This is a genomic window from Nocardia heshunensis, from assembly GCF_054782115.1.
Map to the genome: position 1 here is coordinate 864,974 of NZ_BAAGTC010000005.1, position 14,587 is coordinate 879,560.

Annotated in this window: 15 protein-coding genes; 5 read left to right on the forward strand and 10 right to left on the reverse strand. The window is 68.1% G+C overall.

Annotation, left to right across the window (positions count from 1 at the left end; genetic code table 11):
- Positions 1-50: 50 nt before the first annotated feature.
- Positions 51-464 (reverse strand): VOC family protein, encoded by a 414-nt coding sequence (locus tag ACYVN4_RS22865; RefSeq protein ID WP_460723998.1) that lies wholly within the window; start codon positions 462-464, stop codon positions 51-53.
- A 5-nt stretch (positions 465-469) separates the two neighbouring features.
- Entirely contained in the window at positions 470-919 is a 450-nt protein-coding gene (locus ACYVN4_RS22870) for a helix-turn-helix transcriptional regulator (RefSeq protein ID WP_460723999.1), read from the reverse strand.
- A gap of 206 nt (positions 920-1,125) precedes the next feature.
- On the opposite strand from ACYVN4_RS22870, the gene ACYVN4_RS22875 reads away from it, so the two are divergent.
- Entirely contained in the window at positions 1,126-2,151 is a 1,026-nt protein-coding gene (locus ACYVN4_RS22875) for an alpha/beta hydrolase (protein ID WP_460724000.1), read from the forward strand.
- A gap of 87 nt (positions 2,152-2,238) precedes the next feature.
- Here the strand turns inward: ACYVN4_RS22875 and ACYVN4_RS22880 are convergent, their stop codons facing one another.
- The 5 genes from ACYVN4_RS22880 to ACYVN4_RS22900 form a co-directional block, all read right to left on the reverse strand.
- Positions 2,239-3,132 (reverse strand): GNAT family N-acetyltransferase, encoded by an 894-nt coding sequence (locus ACYVN4_RS22880; RefSeq protein WP_460724001.1) that lies wholly within the window; start codon positions 3,130-3,132, stop codon positions 2,239-2,241.
- Between the two features lie 59 nt (positions 3,133-3,191).
- A complete protein-coding gene (locus tag ACYVN4_RS22885) occupies positions 3,192-4,301 on the reverse strand; it encodes a PrsW family intramembrane metalloprotease (RefSeq protein WP_460724002.1) in 1,110 nt (369 codons plus the stop codon).
- Entirely contained in the window at positions 4,298-4,861 is a 564-nt protein-coding gene (locus ACYVN4_RS22890; RefSeq protein ID WP_460724003.1) for a hypothetical protein, read from the reverse strand. The genes ACYVN4_RS22885 and ACYVN4_RS22890 overlap by 4 nt, the downstream gene beginning before the upstream one ends.
- A 210-nt stretch (positions 4,862-5,071) precedes the next feature.
- The gene (locus tag ACYVN4_RS22895) at positions 5,072-6,169 is read right to left on the reverse strand and encodes a polyprenyl synthetase family protein (RefSeq protein ID WP_460724004.1); all 1,098 of its coding nucleotides are present in this window, start codon (positions 6,167-6,169) and stop codon (positions 5,072-5,074) included.
- A 327-nt stretch (positions 6,170-6,496) separates the two neighbouring features.
- Complete coding sequence (locus ACYVN4_RS22900; RefSeq protein ID WP_460724005.1) at positions 6,497-7,351, reverse strand: lysophospholipid acyltransferase family protein; 855 nt, start codon at positions 7,349-7,351, stop codon at positions 6,497-6,499.
- 456 nt (positions 7,352-7,807) lie between these two features.
- On the opposite strand from ACYVN4_RS22900, the gene ACYVN4_RS22905 reads away from it, so the two are divergent.
- Positions 7,808-9,232, forward strand: a complete 1,425-nt coding sequence (locus tag ACYVN4_RS22905; protein ID WP_460724006.1) for a DUF1254 domain-containing protein — start codon at positions 7,808-7,810, stop codon at positions 9,230-9,232.
- Between the two features lie 101 nt (positions 9,233-9,333).
- Here ACYVN4_RS22905 and ACYVN4_RS22910 read toward each other — a convergent pair whose 3' ends face one another.
- Complete coding sequence (locus tag ACYVN4_RS22910) at positions 9,334-10,101, reverse strand: ABC transporter permease (protein ID WP_460724007.1); 768 nt, start codon at positions 10,099-10,101, stop codon at positions 9,334-9,336.
- Entirely contained in the window at positions 10,098-11,051 is a 954-nt protein-coding gene (locus tag ACYVN4_RS22915; protein ID WP_460724008.1) for an ATP-binding cassette domain-containing protein, read from the reverse strand. The genes ACYVN4_RS22910 and ACYVN4_RS22915 overlap by 4 nt, the downstream gene beginning before the upstream one ends.
- 103 nt (positions 11,052-11,154) lie before the next feature.
- Here ACYVN4_RS22915 and ACYVN4_RS22920 point away from each other — a divergent pair, with 103 nt between their 5' ends.
- Together ACYVN4_RS22920 and ACYVN4_RS22925 are read left to right on the forward strand one after the other, a co-directional pair.
- Positions 11,155-11,886 (forward strand): TetR/AcrR family transcriptional regulator, encoded by a 732-nt coding sequence (locus ACYVN4_RS22920; protein ID WP_460724009.1) that lies wholly within the window; start codon positions 11,155-11,157, stop codon positions 11,884-11,886.
- Between the two features lie 230 nt (positions 11,887-12,116).
- On the forward strand, positions 12,117-12,389 hold the full coding sequence (locus tag ACYVN4_RS22925; RefSeq protein ID WP_460724010.1) for a hypothetical protein: 273 nt from the start codon (positions 12,117-12,119) through the stop codon (positions 12,387-12,389).
- On the opposite strand, the gene ACYVN4_RS22930 is transcribed toward ACYVN4_RS22925, so the two are convergent.
- Positions 12,304-13,572: an MFS transporter gene (locus ACYVN4_RS22930; protein WP_460724011.1), complete on the reverse strand. Its 1,269-nt coding sequence runs from the start codon at positions 13,570-13,572 to the stop codon at positions 12,304-12,306. The two genes, ACYVN4_RS22925 and ACYVN4_RS22930, sit on opposite strands and share 86 nt — an antisense overlap.
- A gap of 117 nt (positions 13,573-13,689) precedes the next feature.
- Between ACYVN4_RS22930 and ACYVN4_RS22935 the strand changes: the two genes are divergently transcribed.
- Positions 13,690-14,577, forward strand: a complete 888-nt coding sequence (locus ACYVN4_RS22935; RefSeq protein WP_460724012.1) for a LysR family transcriptional regulator — start codon at positions 13,690-13,692, stop codon at positions 14,575-14,577.
- Positions 14,578-14,587 lie beyond the last annotated feature (10 nt).

A 14,587-nucleotide genomic window follows, 5' to 3' on the forward strand; every position in this document is an offset into this window, starting at 1 on the left:
GGGTCTCCATCTGTGTCGGGCGTTCCGGTCGGGGCGGCTCGGAGCGCAGGTCAGGCGACCTGCTGGATGCGGACGAGGTTGCCCGCGGGGTCGCGCACGGCGAAGTCGCGCACGCCGTAGGGCTGGTCGGTGGGTTCCTGCACGATCTCGACGGCGTCGAGGCCCTGCAGCGATTCGAAGGCGGCGTCGGCGTCTTTGGTGGCCAACAGGATTCCGCCGTAGGTGCCCTTGGCCATCATCTCGGTGATGAGCTTGCGCTCGTCCTCGGTGATGCCCGGGTCGACGGCCGGCGGATGCAGCACGATGGAGGTCCCCGGCTGATCGGGCGGACCGACCGTCAGCCAGCGCAGCCCGTTGTAACCCACATCCTTGCGAAGTTCGAAGCCGAGCGCGTCGCGATAGAAGGCCAGGGCGGCATCGGCGTCGGTATGCGGCAGAAAGCTCGCGTTGATGGTGATATCCATGCTGATCAGGCTAATTGCGGAGAGCTTGCCGGGGCTTCTCGATTCCTGATCGGTCTGGTCACCTGTTTCTCCACGCACGACGGCAGGCCCTCGGGCGCATCGGCCATCTGCTGCTTGTAGACGCTCGGCGGCACCCCGACCAGTTCGGCGAAACGGGTGCTGAAGGTACCCAACGAGGACGCACCCACCGCGAAACAGACGTCGGTGACGCTCATTTCACCCATGCGCAGCAACGCCATGGCCCGCTCGATGCGCCGCGTCATCAGATACGCGTACACCGATTCCCCGTAGGCGGCCTTGAACTGGCGGCTCAGATGCCCGGCCGACATGTGCGCGTCGCGGGCGAGCGCCTCGACATCCAACGGCTGCGCGTACTCCCGGTCGATGCGATCGCGCACGCGCCGCAGCCGCGCGAGATCGCTCAGACGCTGTTCCTCGGCGGGCCTACTGGTCACTTGACGATGGTCCCACGCTGCACCGACGCCGTCGCGACAGGCGTGCCCGGCATTTTCGGGCTACCGCTCGAACGATCTTTCCGGTAACAGTTTTGATCAAACATGAGACAGTACGTGTCGGGGAGGCCGGTTCGTCCGGAATCCGACCACCATCCACTAGCTACTGTGGCCGAGCGTGGCCCGAGGGACTGGAACCACCAACTCTGATGAAGCTCTCAGCACTACGTAACAGGACCGCGCTGCGGACCGCCGCCGTCGCGCTCTCCGCGGCCCTGTCGGTGGCGCTGGCCACGGGCACCGGCTCTGCCGACCCGGACGCCGCCAAGCCTTCGGCGATCAGCTCGATCACCAAGGACGGCAAGGCCTGGCATCTGAAGGTCTACTCCGCCGCCATGGGCCAGGACATTCCGATCGACGTGCAGCGGCCGGTCGACGAGTCGCAGCCCGCGCCCAACCTGTGGATGCTCAACGGGCTCGACGGTGGCCTCGGCTCCGCCAGCTGGACCGCGCAGACCAATGCCCTCGGCTTCCTGGCCGACAAGCAGGTCAACGTGATCCAACCGATCGGCGGCCGCGGCAGCTACTACACCGACTGGATCAAGGACGACCCGCAGCTCGGGCGCAACAAGTGGACGACGTTCTTCACCCAGGAACTGCCGCCGCTGCTCGACGCCGCGCTGGGCTCCACCGGTCTCAACGCGCTGACCGGTCTGTCCACCTCCGGCACCTCGGTGCTGCAGCTGGCCGAGGCCGCCCCCGGGCTGTGGAAGTCGGTGGCCGCCTACAGCGGTTGCGCGCAGATCGCCGACCCGATGGGCAAGCAGTTCCTCAAGTTCGCCGTGGAGACCTGGGCGGGCGGTAAGACCGAGAACATGTACGGTCCCGACGACAGCCCGCTGTGGACCGCCAACGACCCGGTCATCAATGCCGAGAAGCTGCGCGGCACCAACCTTTTCATCTCCAGCGGCAGCGGCATCCCGATGATGAAGGACGTGCAGTACTACACCAGTTCCGCGCCGGGCCCGCAGGGCGACATCAACCTGGCGCTGGGCATGGTGATCGAGGGCGGTGTGGACAGCTGCACCCACAACCTCAAGAACAAGCTCGACTCGATCAATATCCCGGCCACCTACCAGTTCGACCCGGTGGGCACGCACTACTGGCCGTACTGGGAGAACGCTCTGCACAACTCGTGGCCGATGCTGGCCGCGGGCATGAACGTTCCCGCCTGACACGGTGAATCAGAGCGCCGCATCTCCTTTCGGAGATGCGGCGCTCTTGTCATTTCAGGCTAGCTGCTCATTCCGGGCGGGCTGCGTTCATTCCGGCCGGGCTTCGGCGTGGGCCGAGTCGCGGACGCTGACCGGGGTGCGCGAGATGCGGCCGCCGAGGCGCTCATTGACCGCGAAGCCGTGTCGACGGCACCAGGTGGCCAGGCGCGGCACCGCCGAATCATCGTCGCGGAAGGTCGGTACGAGCTGCCCGACGATGTAGAGGTGATGGGCGTCGGCGGCCCGGCACAGCTGCTGCAGCACCGCGGTACCCAGGCCGGTGCCGCGCAGCTCCGGATGCACGGTGATGTTGTCGAGTTTCACGGTGTCGGCGTAGATGTCGAAGACCACCTCGACGAGCTGGTCACTGCGATGCAGGGCGGCGATATCGAACGGAACCGGCCGCAGCACCCCCGGCAGATGATCGGAAAGCCGTTGGCGCGCGGCCTCGTCCGGGGCCGTGCGGGTGAGGTCCAGGAGTTCCTCGGTGAGGTCGGCGACCACGACCCGATCCCCCACGGCGGCCAGCGGGCGCGCCGTCTCGGCGGCCGTGCGCAGCGTCTGCGCCTGGCGCGTCCAGTGCGGGGCGGTCGGCTCGTGGCGCTCGATCAGCTCGGTGAGGGTGTCCTCGAGGCAGAGGGCGGTGCCGAGGCTGCGGACGTACGCGCCGGAGAGCGCACCCCAACGGTGATCGTCCGCGCCGACGCCGTGCACCGCCAGCGCGCGGATCAGGGCGTCGCGACGGCCGGTGGCGCGCGAGACCGGGGAGCCGGGCAGCAGTTGCAGCCAGCGGTGCCAGCCACCGAGATTGGCGCGGATGCGGGTGCCCGCGATATCGGCGCTGGCGTCGAGATAGTTGCACAGAGCTTGCCGTCGCTCCCGCAACAGCTCACCGGCACGCTCGTCCGCGGACTCGGTGGACGGCGTCTGACCCTCGCTCATAGCGACCTACGCTAGCGTCCAGTTCACTCGGTGCTGGTCACCGGCACGCAGAAATCGCGCTACCAAGGATTGTGGACGTGCACCCCGCCGGGAACCGCACCCGGTCCCGGGCCGAAACCATCGGGAATCGGAGTTTGCTGTGGTGCAACCAGATCGAGATCGGTGACCCGGTCCAGCAGTGTCCGCTCGTACCGTTTGGCCTGTTGCCGCGGCCATCCGGTCGAATGCCGTAGCGCGGCTCGGGCCTTGCGGCGGCGGTGATAGGTGAGCAGCGGTGCCAGCCCGGCCTCGCTGCCCACGCTGCGGGCGGCCGGTCGCGCGATGAGCTCACGGAACCAGCGCCGCTCGGTCTGCAGCACCCAGGCGTACGCGAGGGCGAAGATGACCAGATCGATGAGGATCGGCAGATAGGTCGACAGCAGGGCCGGGCCGGGCGGGCGTGGCGCGTCGAAGAGGAAGTGCATGGTGAACGCCAGCGCGTAGAACAGCCCGAAAACCCCGATCCGCCAACCCCACGACCGGTCGGTACGGATGAGCAGCAGGACGATGCCGACCCCGGCCAGCGCCGACATGGCCCAGTGCGACGTCAGCGCGGTGACCAGTCGCAGCACCGCCACCAGCAGCACGTCGACCACCGGATCCTGCGGCGAGGTCAGCGCGGTCTGGGTGCTGTAGAGGCAGTCCTCGGCGATCTGCGCACCCAGCCCGACCGCCGCGCCCAGCAGCAGTCCGTGCATGGGCCGGGTCAGCCGGGCCCGGAACAGGATGGCCACCACCGCGATTCCGGTGGCCTTGATGTACTCCTCGTCGATGGGCGCGGTGATGGCCGCGCTCCAGCTGATGGCGAAGCGGTCGCCGAACAGATTGGTGATGGTCCGGCTGAGGTGGTCGTTGGCCCACATGGCCAGCCCGGTCCACACTGTGGCGCCCCAGATCGCGCCCATGACCATCGGGGCCACCAGGTGGCGGCGGGCCCGGAAGGGGTCCAGCGCGAACAGGATTCGCCCGATCACCAGCAGCGTGGCCGCGGTGATCGGCAATGCGGCCAGGGCGGGCGCGCCCGCGAACCACACCTGCCCGGCCGCCTGCAGCACGAACAGCAGCGGCCCGACCACGACGGCCAGGCAGTACACCCAGAACAGCAGCGAGCGCGGTTGGAACCAGGTCATGCCTCGACCGCCTTCGCCGAGGTGAGCACGTCGGTGATCAGCTGGATCCCGGCCTCGCGGGTGGACCCGGTGACCGTCACGGTGACCGCCACGTCCCCGCTACTGGCGACCGCGCACACCCCGCCGGTGCTGTCGGGCAGCACGCAGGTGAGCCCCTGGAAGTCGCCCGCGTCCACCGCACCGCCGTCGAATCGCACGGTGACCCCGGCCGCGCGCAGCGGCAGCAGCAGTCGCGGTGCGGCGGTACCGAAGTCGGTGATGCCGTCGGACACCGACACCGACATCCGCTCGTCACCGACCTTCAACACCGCGATGGATTCATCCCCGGTCGCGATCCGCCGCATCTGCTCGGGCACCCGGAACACCACCGAGTTGGCCGGATCCGTCCCCCCGTGCACGGCCCCGATCCCGGTGGCGTTCAGCGTGATACTCGTCCCCGCCGCCACGTCCGTCTCCCGGGTCGGTACCGCCGACGACAGCAACGGCGGCACCACCAGCGCCACCGCCAACGCCCCCACCGCCCCGATCGCGGGCCCTACCGAATAAACAAGGCGCACCATGTCTTCCACCCTCTCGGCTCCCTGACGCAACGTCCAGGAACGCGCAGGCGTTCCGGCTCCCGACATCGAAACCGGGCACCCGTCCACCCACCGCTTGCCGCGAGTTAACCACAACCCCACCACCGAACGCGGCCGCAGCGCCGGGCCACCCTCGGGGCGTGACCCGGCAGCGGACAGGCGTTCGCATCGGTCGCCGCGTCGGCGACCGGGTCAGGCGGTGCGGGCGATCACCGAGTCGGCGATGCTGCGGAGGCCGGAGACGGCGGGGGGCGGGAAGGGGGCGCGGGCCAGGGTGCGCTGGACCAGGAGCCAGCGGTCGCGGATCATGCGTTCCACCTTGGGGCGGGCGGTGGTGGCGAGGATGCGGCGGCAGGTGGCGGCACCGTGGGAATCCAGGCGGGGGTTGCCGATCAGGGCTTCGAGTTGAGCGCGTTGTTCAGGGTCGGCGTAGTGCAGGGCCAGGGCGAGCAGGACGGTGTGTTTGCCGGAGCGGAGGTCGTCGACGATGGATTTGCCGGTGCGGGCGGGGTCGCCGAAGACGCCGAGGAGGTCGTCCTGGAGTTGGAAGGCCTCGCCGAGCGGGGTGCCGTAGTCCGAGAGTGCCCGGGACACTTCGGGTCCCGCGCCCGCCAGGGCCGCGCCCAGTTGCAGCGGCCGCACCACGGTGTAGGCGGCGGTCTTGTAACGGATGATCTCCAAGGCTTGCTCGAGGTCGCGGGTGGGGCGCCCGGTGGTGAGCAGATCCAGGTATTGGCCGTAGTTGACCTCGGTGCGCATGGCGTCGAGAACCGTTGCGGCAGCGGCCATCCGGTCGGGTGGCAGACCCGCGGTGTGCAGCAGTTCCTGCGACCACACCAGCCCGAAATCGCCGATCAGCAAGGCGGCGTGGGTGCCGAAGCGCGCCGCGGTGCTGTGATCGCGGGCGGTGCCGTGGTCGCGGGACCCGCGGCGGTCGGCCACCGAGCGGTGCACGGTGGGCTGATCGCGGCGGGTGTCGCTGTCGTCGATGATGTCGTCGTGAATGAGGATGGCGGCGTGGAACAACTCCACCGCCGCGGCCACCCGCACCACCGAATCCGGCAGGTCGACCCCGCCGCCCGCATGCCAGCCGAGCACGCAGAACAGCGGCCGGATCCGCTTGCCGCCCGCGAACAGGAACGACCGCACCGCGTCGACCACCTCGCCCGGCAGTCCGGCCGCGGCCGCGGATTCGGCCTTCTCCCCGAGGAATTCGTACAGCGCGGCCTCGACGCGCACGCGCATGGCGGTGCGGTCCAGCGATGACACGGCGATCGTGGGGGTACTCATGGGGGTGTCCTCCGATCGGGCGTTCGCGGCGGGACGGTGGATCGGGGGCACGCAAAAGTGCGAAATGTGTGTGATCGAAATGGATAGACGCCAATGCGTTTCATCGCCGCGCCGGATCACGCGGACCCAATCCCGTTAGCCCTCAGCCAATGAGCAGAAATGGAAGCTGAACTGAGAGAAGTGTAATACGCGCCCTCGCCGCGGGTAAAGCGTTAACTCTCAGCATCGAGCAGAAGATGCCCGCACCGTCACACAACGATGCCGGGCGCGGTCCCCCAACCACGCCCGGCATCGGTCTATTGCTCGGTGCTCGAAACCCGCTGCGCCCTAGAGCAGATCGGCCAGACCCTTCAACGGTCCGGGCAGCGCGGCCACATGCTTCTTGATGCCCGCCGCCACCGGGTTGGGCGTCTCGGCGCGCAGCCGGTCCAGCTCGGTCTGCATGACATCCACGGTCTGCGTGTAGTACCCGTCGACGAGATCGCCGTCCTCGGCGTCGCCGGGCTGGGTGGACCAGTCCAGCGCGGGCAGGAAGCTGACCGTCACCGAGGCGGGCAGCGGAATCTGCGGCAGGATCGGCGCGACGCCGAAGGGCAGGCCCAGGGTGTACGGAAACACCTTGGCCCGCACCAGTTTGTCCAGCTGCAGCAGGCGCGCGGTGCGCTCGCCTCGGCTGAGCACGAAGATGGAGTCGTGGCCGCCGTTGGCGACCGCCGGGATGACCGGCACACCCGCTTCGAGGGCCAGCCGGATGAAACCCTTGCGGTCGGCGAAGTCGATTTTGCCGCGGTCGGTCCACGGGCGGCACGCCTCCCAGTCACCGCCCGGGTAGACCATTACCGCGCCACCGTCCTTGAGCCCCTTGGCCGCCGACTCCTTCGAGGCCGCGATGACGCCGAAGCCGCGCAGGCTGTCGCCGAGAAACGGTGCGCGCAAAAGGATGTCGTGCGCGACGCCGTAGCTGGGCTCACCCGGGCGGCGATCCAGCATGGCCATGAAGGTGATCCACACCTCCGGCGCCCAGTAGATCGAAGAGTGATTGCCGATGACCAGCGCCGGTCCGGACGCGGGCAGATTCTCCAGCCCGGTCACGGTCGGGGTGAAGTAGTCGGTGTAGGCCCGGGCCAGCGGCAGCAGCGGGTGGTTCGGGTCGGGGATTACCGTGTTCTCGGTTTCGGTCATGAGCCATTCCTGTCGATTGCTTTGCCGGGGACGGGCGGCACGCAACGACATCTCACGACGCTTCGAGATTCCCACAACATTTCGAATCACCGTCGAGCCGAATTGAATTGCCCCCGGGTCACATCCCCATTGATAGCTCCGACGGCCGCGCATGCGCGGTCCTGCTCAGCGTACGGACGTCGCTGCGTTGCGACAGATGCCCGTCACCGTCCTCCTGCAGCATCGACGTTATCAACCCAAGCGTTTGCTTGTTAGAGAGTGTGCGAAACCCAACATTCATCTCATTGCTTCGTGAAGCGTTGCGCGCCTCGACCTAAGATGGCCGATCCCCGCGCAATCCCGGGTTCGAGACATACCGTGCGGCATAATTGCCCGCAATCAACTGGACCCGCAATCGGTGTGCCGGCACCACGAACTTCCCGCTTTTCCCTGGTCACTGTGGCGAAGGGTATGCGTGTGCGCGACAACGGATTCGACCGACGAATCAATCGCAGGACGCTGTTCGGGCTGAGCCTGGCGGCGGTGGCCACGGCGGGATTGCCCGGCTGCTCGACGACGAGCGGATCGTCGGGCAGCTCCGCGACGAGCCCGAATGCCGACGACCCCAAGGCCATTGCCGCCGACGCCTACCTCTTCGGCTACCCGCTGGTCCTGATGGACGTCACCCGCGCCGCCGCGGGCGGGACGAATCGCTTCCAGCACGCCCAGAACCTACCCACCAGCAGCGACCGCTCGATGGTGCGCACCAATCTGGACACCCTCTACTCCAGCGCATGGCTCGACCTCGGACCCGAGCCATTGGTCTTGCAGGTACCTGCCATGCCGAGCGGCCGGTACTGGCTCATGCAGCTCATGGACGCCTGGTCCAATACCGTCCAGGACCCGAGCAGCGTGAATCCACAACTGGCCGAGGGGCATTCGGGTCCGCCCTACACCTACGTGATCACCGGGCCCGGCTTCTCCGGCCCCTTGCCGGACAATCTCACCCGCCTGCCCATGCCGACCTCGAACGCCTGGCTCCTCGGCCGCATCCAGGTCAACGGCGAGGATGACCTACCCGCCGTGCACACGCTGCAGCAGGGGCTGAAGCTGATGCCGCTCAGCGCCTGGACCGCGGGAAAGCCCGCCCCCTCCGGCAGTCTGCCGCGCCCCCAGGGCGATCCGGCCCCCGATCAGGTGGCGGCCATGGACGCCACCACCTTCTTCAACCGGCTCTGCGCGGCACTGACCACCAATCCGCCCGCACCCGCCGACGCACCGATGATGAAACGCATTGCCGCCCTGGGTATCACGCCCGGCGGACAGGTGAACGCGCAGCCCGCCGACCTGCTCGCCGCGGCGGTCACCGACGCCCAACACCGGATGGTCACCTACAAGAATCCCGAGAGCAAGGACAGCAACGGCTGGAAGTACGCCACCAATCTGGGCACGTACGGCACCGACTACACGCTGCGGGCCAATGTGGCTCATTTCGGGCTGGGCGCGAATCTGACGCGAGACGCGTTGTACCCCAGCATCGTCGACACCGCCGACGACCACGGCATCCCGCGCCGGTTCCGGCTGAAGTTCCCCGCCGACCACCTGCCACCCGCCGACGCCTTCTGGTCGCTCACCGCGTACACCGCCGACAGCTATCTGGTCGAGAACGACGCCGACATCTACACGGTCGGGCATGCCATCCCCGTGGTGCCCGGAGCCGACGGCTCGGTGGAGCTTGCCATCCAGCACGATGATCCGGGACCGGCTGTGCCCAAGGGTAATTGGCTGCCGATCCCCGCCGCCGGCGAGTTCTCCCTCACCTTGCGGCTCTATGCCCCGAAGCCGGAGGCCGTCGACGGCACCTGGCGGCCACCGGGTTTGACCACCGTCCCGGCGAGCTGAACGAGCTCCGCCCGCGAGGTTCGCTGGAACGAACCCCGCGGGCGGGTATTCAGACATGCGCGACATTTATGCCTTAATGCGCATATCGGCGTATAGATATCTCAGGCGTTCGACCGGCGGCTGAACAGGATGCCCGCGCCCAGGTATCCGACCAGGGCCAGCCCCGCACACCAGGCCAGGGCCGTCGGTGCGGAATCCCCCACCGAGGTGTCCATGAGCAGGCCACGCATGGTCTCGGTGACCGAGGTGACCGGCTGATGCTCGGCGAAGCCGCGCATCCAGCTCGGCAGCGTGTGGACCGGGACGAAAGCGCTGCTGACGTACGGCAGGAACATGAAGATGAACATGAAACCGTTGGCCGCCTCGGGGTTCGCGACCAGCAGACCCAGCGCCGCGGCCAGCCACGACAGGGCCAGCACATAGCAGGCGAGCAGGCCCGCCACCCCGAGCCAGCGCAGCGGATCGGCGGTCGGGCGGAAGCCGATGGCCACCGCGACCACGATCACCAGCCCGGTGGTGATCAGATTGCGCAGCACACTCTCGAACACATGCCCGGTGAGCACCGCGGTCCGCGAGACGGCCATGGCCCGGAAGCGATCCACAATGCCGGTGTGCATATCGCTCGCCACCGCAACCGCGGTGCTGCCGGACCCGAAACCCGCGCACAGCAACAGGATTCCCGGCACCACGTAGTCGATGTAGGAGCCGCCCACGTTCATCGCGCCGCCGAAGACGTAGACGAACATGAGCAGGATGGTCACCGGGATGGCGAAGGTCATCAGCATGGTGTCCGGGCTGCGCAGCGTGCGGCGCAGATTGCGGCCCACCATGGCGGCGGAATCCTGGGCGGCATAGGCGAGAGTGCTCATCGCACGGCCTCTTTCTTGGCTGCACCGGTCAGGGCGAAGAAGACATCGTCGAGATCCGGTGTGTGAATGGACAATTGGTCGATGCTCACGGCGTGATCGTCGAAATGGTCGAGCAGCTTGCGCAGATCGTCGACGCTGCCGTCCGAAGGCACCTGCAGCGCAAGCTGTTCGGCGTCCACCTCCCCCATCGGCACCGCCCGCGCGGCGGCGGCCAGGCCGTGCTCGTCGGCGAAGCCGAGGCGGATGTGGCCGCCGGGCACCAACCGCTTGAGTTCCTCCGCGCTGCCCTCCGCGACGATGCGACCGTCGTCGAGCACCGCGATGCGATCGGCCAATTGATCGGCCTCTTCCAGATATTGGGTGGTCAGGAAGATGGTGACGCCGTCGGCGACCAAGCCCCGGATCACCCGCCACAGCTCCCGGCGACTGCGCGGATCCAGCCCGGTGGTGGGCTCGTCCAGGAAGACGATGCTCGGCTGCCCCATCAGGCTCATGGCGATGTCGAGGCGGCGGCGCATGCCGCCGGAGTAGGTGCCCGCCCGCTTACCCGCGGCCTCCACGAGTTCGAACTGCTCCAGCAATCGGGTTGTGCGCCTGGCTGTTTCGCGTGAGCCGAGGTGCAGCAGCCGCCCCATCAGCCGCAGGTTCTCCACGCCGGTGAGCACCTCGTCGACCGCGGCGAACTGCCCGGTGACGCCGATGAGCGCCCGCACCGCGTCCGGTTCCCGCAGCGGATCGTGACCGCCCACCTGCACCACTCCCCCGTCGGGACGGTTCAGCGTGGTGAGGATGCGGACCATCGTGGTCTTGCCCGCGCCGTTCGGGCCGAGCAGGGAGAAGACGGTTCCGGCGGGCACGACGGCGTCGATGCCGCGCAAGACCGGCTTGTCGCCGAAGGATTTGGTGAGCCCGGTGACCTCGATCGCCGAGCCGGTGTCGGATGCCGTCATGGCAACTCCATTCGAAAACTGTTTATGCCGTACACTCTGTTTATAGGCTACACAGTTTTCGGGATGACGCAAGATAGGTGCGGGGAGACGACAGGAGGTCGCAGTGAAGACGCCCGACGATCGGGTCCTGCCCAAAGCGGTGAAGCTGATGTGGGATCTGGAAAGTGCGAGCACGCGCGGGCCCAAGCGCGGGATGAGCCTGGAGCAGATCCTCGACACCGCCATGACGATCGCGGACGCCGAGGGTTATGCCGCGGTATCGATGGCGCGGGTGGCCAAGGAACTCGGCTTCACCACCATGTCGCTCTACCGGTACGTCGACAGCAAGGACACCCTCGTCGAGCTGATGCACGACCGCATCTTCGACATCCGCCCGGAGCTACCGCAGCACGACTGGCGCGGGGCGATGGAAGCCTGGGCCTGGGCCGAATTCCAGGCCATCCGCGCCCACGACTGGTGGCTCGACATCCCCATGACCTCGCCGCCGCTCGGCCCGAAGAACATGGCCTGGCTCGAGGCCGGCATGTCCGCGCTGTCCTACCTGGCCATCCCGGAGGCGCTCAGACTGCAACTGCTGGTGAACCTTTCGATATACGTGATCGGCCGCACCCGATTCCTGCGCGACACCATCCAGTCCGACAAGGAGGACCGCGACTACGGCGCCATCCTCACCGCGGTCCTCGACCCCGAACGGTTCCCCGCCGTCACCAGCGCGATCGGCAATCGCGCCTTCGACGATGACGATATGGACTGGGAGGAAGCCGATTTCACCTTCGCGCTGGATCGGCTGCTGGACGGCTATCAGGTCTTCCTCGACAAGCTCGGCGGGCAGTGACGCGCGTCTCGTCGATCATGCTGGCCGGTAACGGAAACGGTCCGGGTGTCAAGGCTTCGTAAACACTGCGATAACCGCCGCCTGCCGCCTTGACCTGGGGCGTTCCCACACGCCACCATGTGCGCACGGCCACTCGATCGAGCGACCGCGAACCAGGGGGAATTCCTTCTCGCAACTTCGTGGCGTTCGAATGCTGGTGTGGTGGCCGGGTTTTGATCGAGGAGTTCGCCATGGCCGCAGTCACCGTCCCCATCCGTTCCGCGCTCGCCGCGGGGGCCATGGTTCTCATTCTCGGCGGCATGGTCGCGGCGTTCGTCTACGGCGCGGTGCCCGCCGTCGCCGGACCGGCCGAACCGTTGCCGGCGCTCGTCAAGGTGCACACCGACACTCCGGTCACGCTCCCGGCCTGTACCGAGATCACCGAGGACAGTGTCGATCCCGCGTGTACGGATGCGCCCGCGGACCCGGCTCCGGTGAACTCGACGCCCGACGACCAGCCCTAGCGAGCCCGGCCACCAGGAGCGCGGCCGGGACGAACAGCACTCCCACGCAGGCCACCAGCCCGATCCAGCCGCCCGCGGCATAGGCGATGCCCGCCGCGCTGCCGATCACGGCGCTGCCCAGGTAGTAGGCGAACATGTAGAGAGACGATGCGGCGCCACGGTTTTCGGCCAGCGTGCCCACCCAGGCGCTGGCCACGGTGTGCGCGCCGAAGAAGCCGGTGGTGAACAGCAGGATGCCGAGCAGCACCGTGGTCAGGTGATCGGGGATGGTCAGCAGCACGCCGAGGGCCATCAGGGTGAGTGCGGCGACCAGAATCCGATGGTGGCCACGACGATCCGCGAGCCGCCCCGCGTACGCGGAGGCGACCGTGCCCGCGAGGTAGAGCACGAACACCGAACCGGCCAGGGCCGCGGGCAATTCGAATGGGCGATGCGTCAGGCGGTAGCCGAGGTAGTTGTAGACCGACACGAAGCTGCCCATCAGCAGAAACGCCAGCCCGAACAGCGCCAGCAGATCGCGCCGCCGCACCTGCCGCGCGAGATCCCCGGCGAGCGTGCCGAATCCGGCCGGACGCGGCGTGAATCCACGCGAGGGCGGCAGCGCCCGCGCGAACCACACCGTGCACACGGCGGCCGCCACCGATACCGCCAGTTCGGCCCACCGCCACGACGTCAACCCCAGAGCGATCGAGGGAATCAACCGACCCGCCAGCCCACCGATCGTGGTCCCCGCGATATAGACCCCCATGGCCGCCCCCAGCCCGGCCGCCCCGATCTCCTCCGCCAGATACGCCATCGCCACCGCGGGCACCCCCGCGAGCGCCATCCCCTGCACCGCACGAATCACCAACAGCACGTCCATGTTCGGCACCAGCGGCAGCAACAGCCCCAGCCCCGAAGCCAGCACCGCCGACCCGATCATCACCCGCGTCCGCCCGATCCGAGCCGACAACACCCCCGCCGGGATGATGGCCAGCGCAAGGAAACCGGTGGTCAACGAGACAGCGAGAGCAGCATGCGCAGGCGTCGCCCCGAACGCCGCCGACAAACTCGGCAGCAGTGACTGAGTGCTGTACATGGCAGCGAAGGTGGTCAGCCCGGCCGCGAACAGCGCGACCGTAACCCGCTTCTCGTGCGGCGACTTCACCCGAGCCTGGGCAGCGGCCTCCTGGAGGGTGGTCATCGGATCCTCTCCGGTCGGTCGGGTGGGCGTAGTCCAGGGTGATGCGCCGCCACTTAGAACGGAAATGCATGATTAGTGGGTTGCTCATGCGATGAAGACATATAGCGAGGAGGCGGTGTGCTCGGGGCGGATCTGGAGTGGTTCACGACACTCGCGGAAACGGAGAACGTGTCCGTCGCCGCCGAGCGGCTGCATCTGGCGCAGCCGACGCTCTCGCGGATGCTGGCCCGGTTGGAGCAGCGGCTCGGGGTGGCGTTGTTCGATCGACACGGGAAGCGGATTCGGCTCAATGACTACGGGCGGCTCTATTACGAGCACGCGCGCCGGGCTCGCGCCGAGTTGCGGGCGGGTGAGCAGGCGGTCGCCGATCGGGTGAATCCGGCCAAGGGGGTGGTGCGGCTGTCGTTCCTGCATTCCTTCGGCGGGAGCCTGGCACCGCAGTTGATCAGCGAGTTCCGGCGGGCGGCGGGGCGGGTCGATTTCACGCTGTATCAGGGTGCGGCCGAGGTGATTACCCGGCAGGTGCTCGAGGGCGAGGCGGATCTGGCGCTGGTGTCGCCGCGGCCCGGCACACCCGGGATCGGGTGGCGCACGCTGTTGAATCAGCCTGTGGTGCTGGCGGTTCCGGCCGATCATCGGCTGGCCGGCCAACGGCAGGTGCGGCTGGCCGAGCTCGCCGACGCCGAATTCATTGCCATGCATCCGGGTTTCGGCATGCGGCGGGTGTTCGACGAGCTGTGCGCGGCGGCCGGGATCGGGCCGCGCATCGCCTTCGAATCCAGCGATCTGGTGACCGTGCGCGGGCTGGTCGCGGCGGGGCTCGGGGTCGCGCTGGTGCCCGCGGAAGATCCGCTGCCACCCGGCGTGGCCCTGGTACCGCTCGCCGACGCGGGCGCCTCGCGCGATGTCGGATTGATCTGGTCGGCGACCGCGACCGGCTCGGAGGCGGTGCGGCACTTCCGCGACTTCGCCACCGAATGGGCGGCCCGCCGCCACACCCGCTGAGGCCGCCACC

Bases quoted from the DNA above. Each gene is read 5' to 3' on its own strand.
- ACYVN4_RS22865 (WP_460723998.1), bottom strand. From the start codon at position 464: ATGGATATCACCATCAACGCGAGCTTTCTGCCGCATACCGACGCCGAT.
- ACYVN4_RS22875 (WP_460724000.1), top strand. From the start codon at position 1,126: ATGAAGCTCTCAGCACTACGTAACAGGACCGCGCTGCGGACCGCCGCC.
- ACYVN4_RS22880 (WP_460724001.1), bottom strand. From the start codon at position 3,132: ATGAGCGAGGGTCAGACGCCGTCCACCGAGTCCGCGGACGAGCGTGCC.
- ACYVN4_RS22885 (WP_460724002.1), bottom strand. From the start codon at position 4,301: ATGACCTGGTTCCAACCGCGCTCGCTGCTGTTCTGGGTGTACTGCCTG.
- ACYVN4_RS22890 (WP_460724003.1), bottom strand. From the start codon at position 4,861: ATGGTGCGCCTTGTTTATTCGGTAGGGCCCGCGATCGGGGCGGTGGGG.
- ACYVN4_RS22895 (WP_460724004.1), bottom strand. From the start codon at position 6,169: ATGAGTACCCCCACGATCGCCGTGTCATCGCTGGACCGCACCGCCATG.
- ACYVN4_RS22900 (WP_460724005.1), bottom strand. From the start codon at position 7,351: ATGACCGAAACCGAGAACACGGTAATCCCCGACCCGAACCACCCGCTG.
- ACYVN4_RS22910 (WP_460724007.1), bottom strand. From the start codon at position 10,101: ATGAGCACTCTCGCCTATGCCGCCCAGGATTCCGCCGCCATGGTGGGC.
- ACYVN4_RS22915 (WP_460724008.1), bottom strand. From the start codon at position 11,051: ATGACGGCATCCGACACCGGCTCGGCGATCGAGGTCACCGGGCTCACC.
- ACYVN4_RS22925 (WP_460724010.1), top strand. From the start codon at position 12,117: ATGGCCGCAGTCACCGTCCCCATCCGTTCCGCGCTCGCCGCGGGGGCC.
- ACYVN4_RS22930 (WP_460724011.1), bottom strand. From the start codon at position 13,572: ATGACCACCCTCCAGGAGGCCGCTGCCCAGGCTCGGGTGAAGTCGCCG.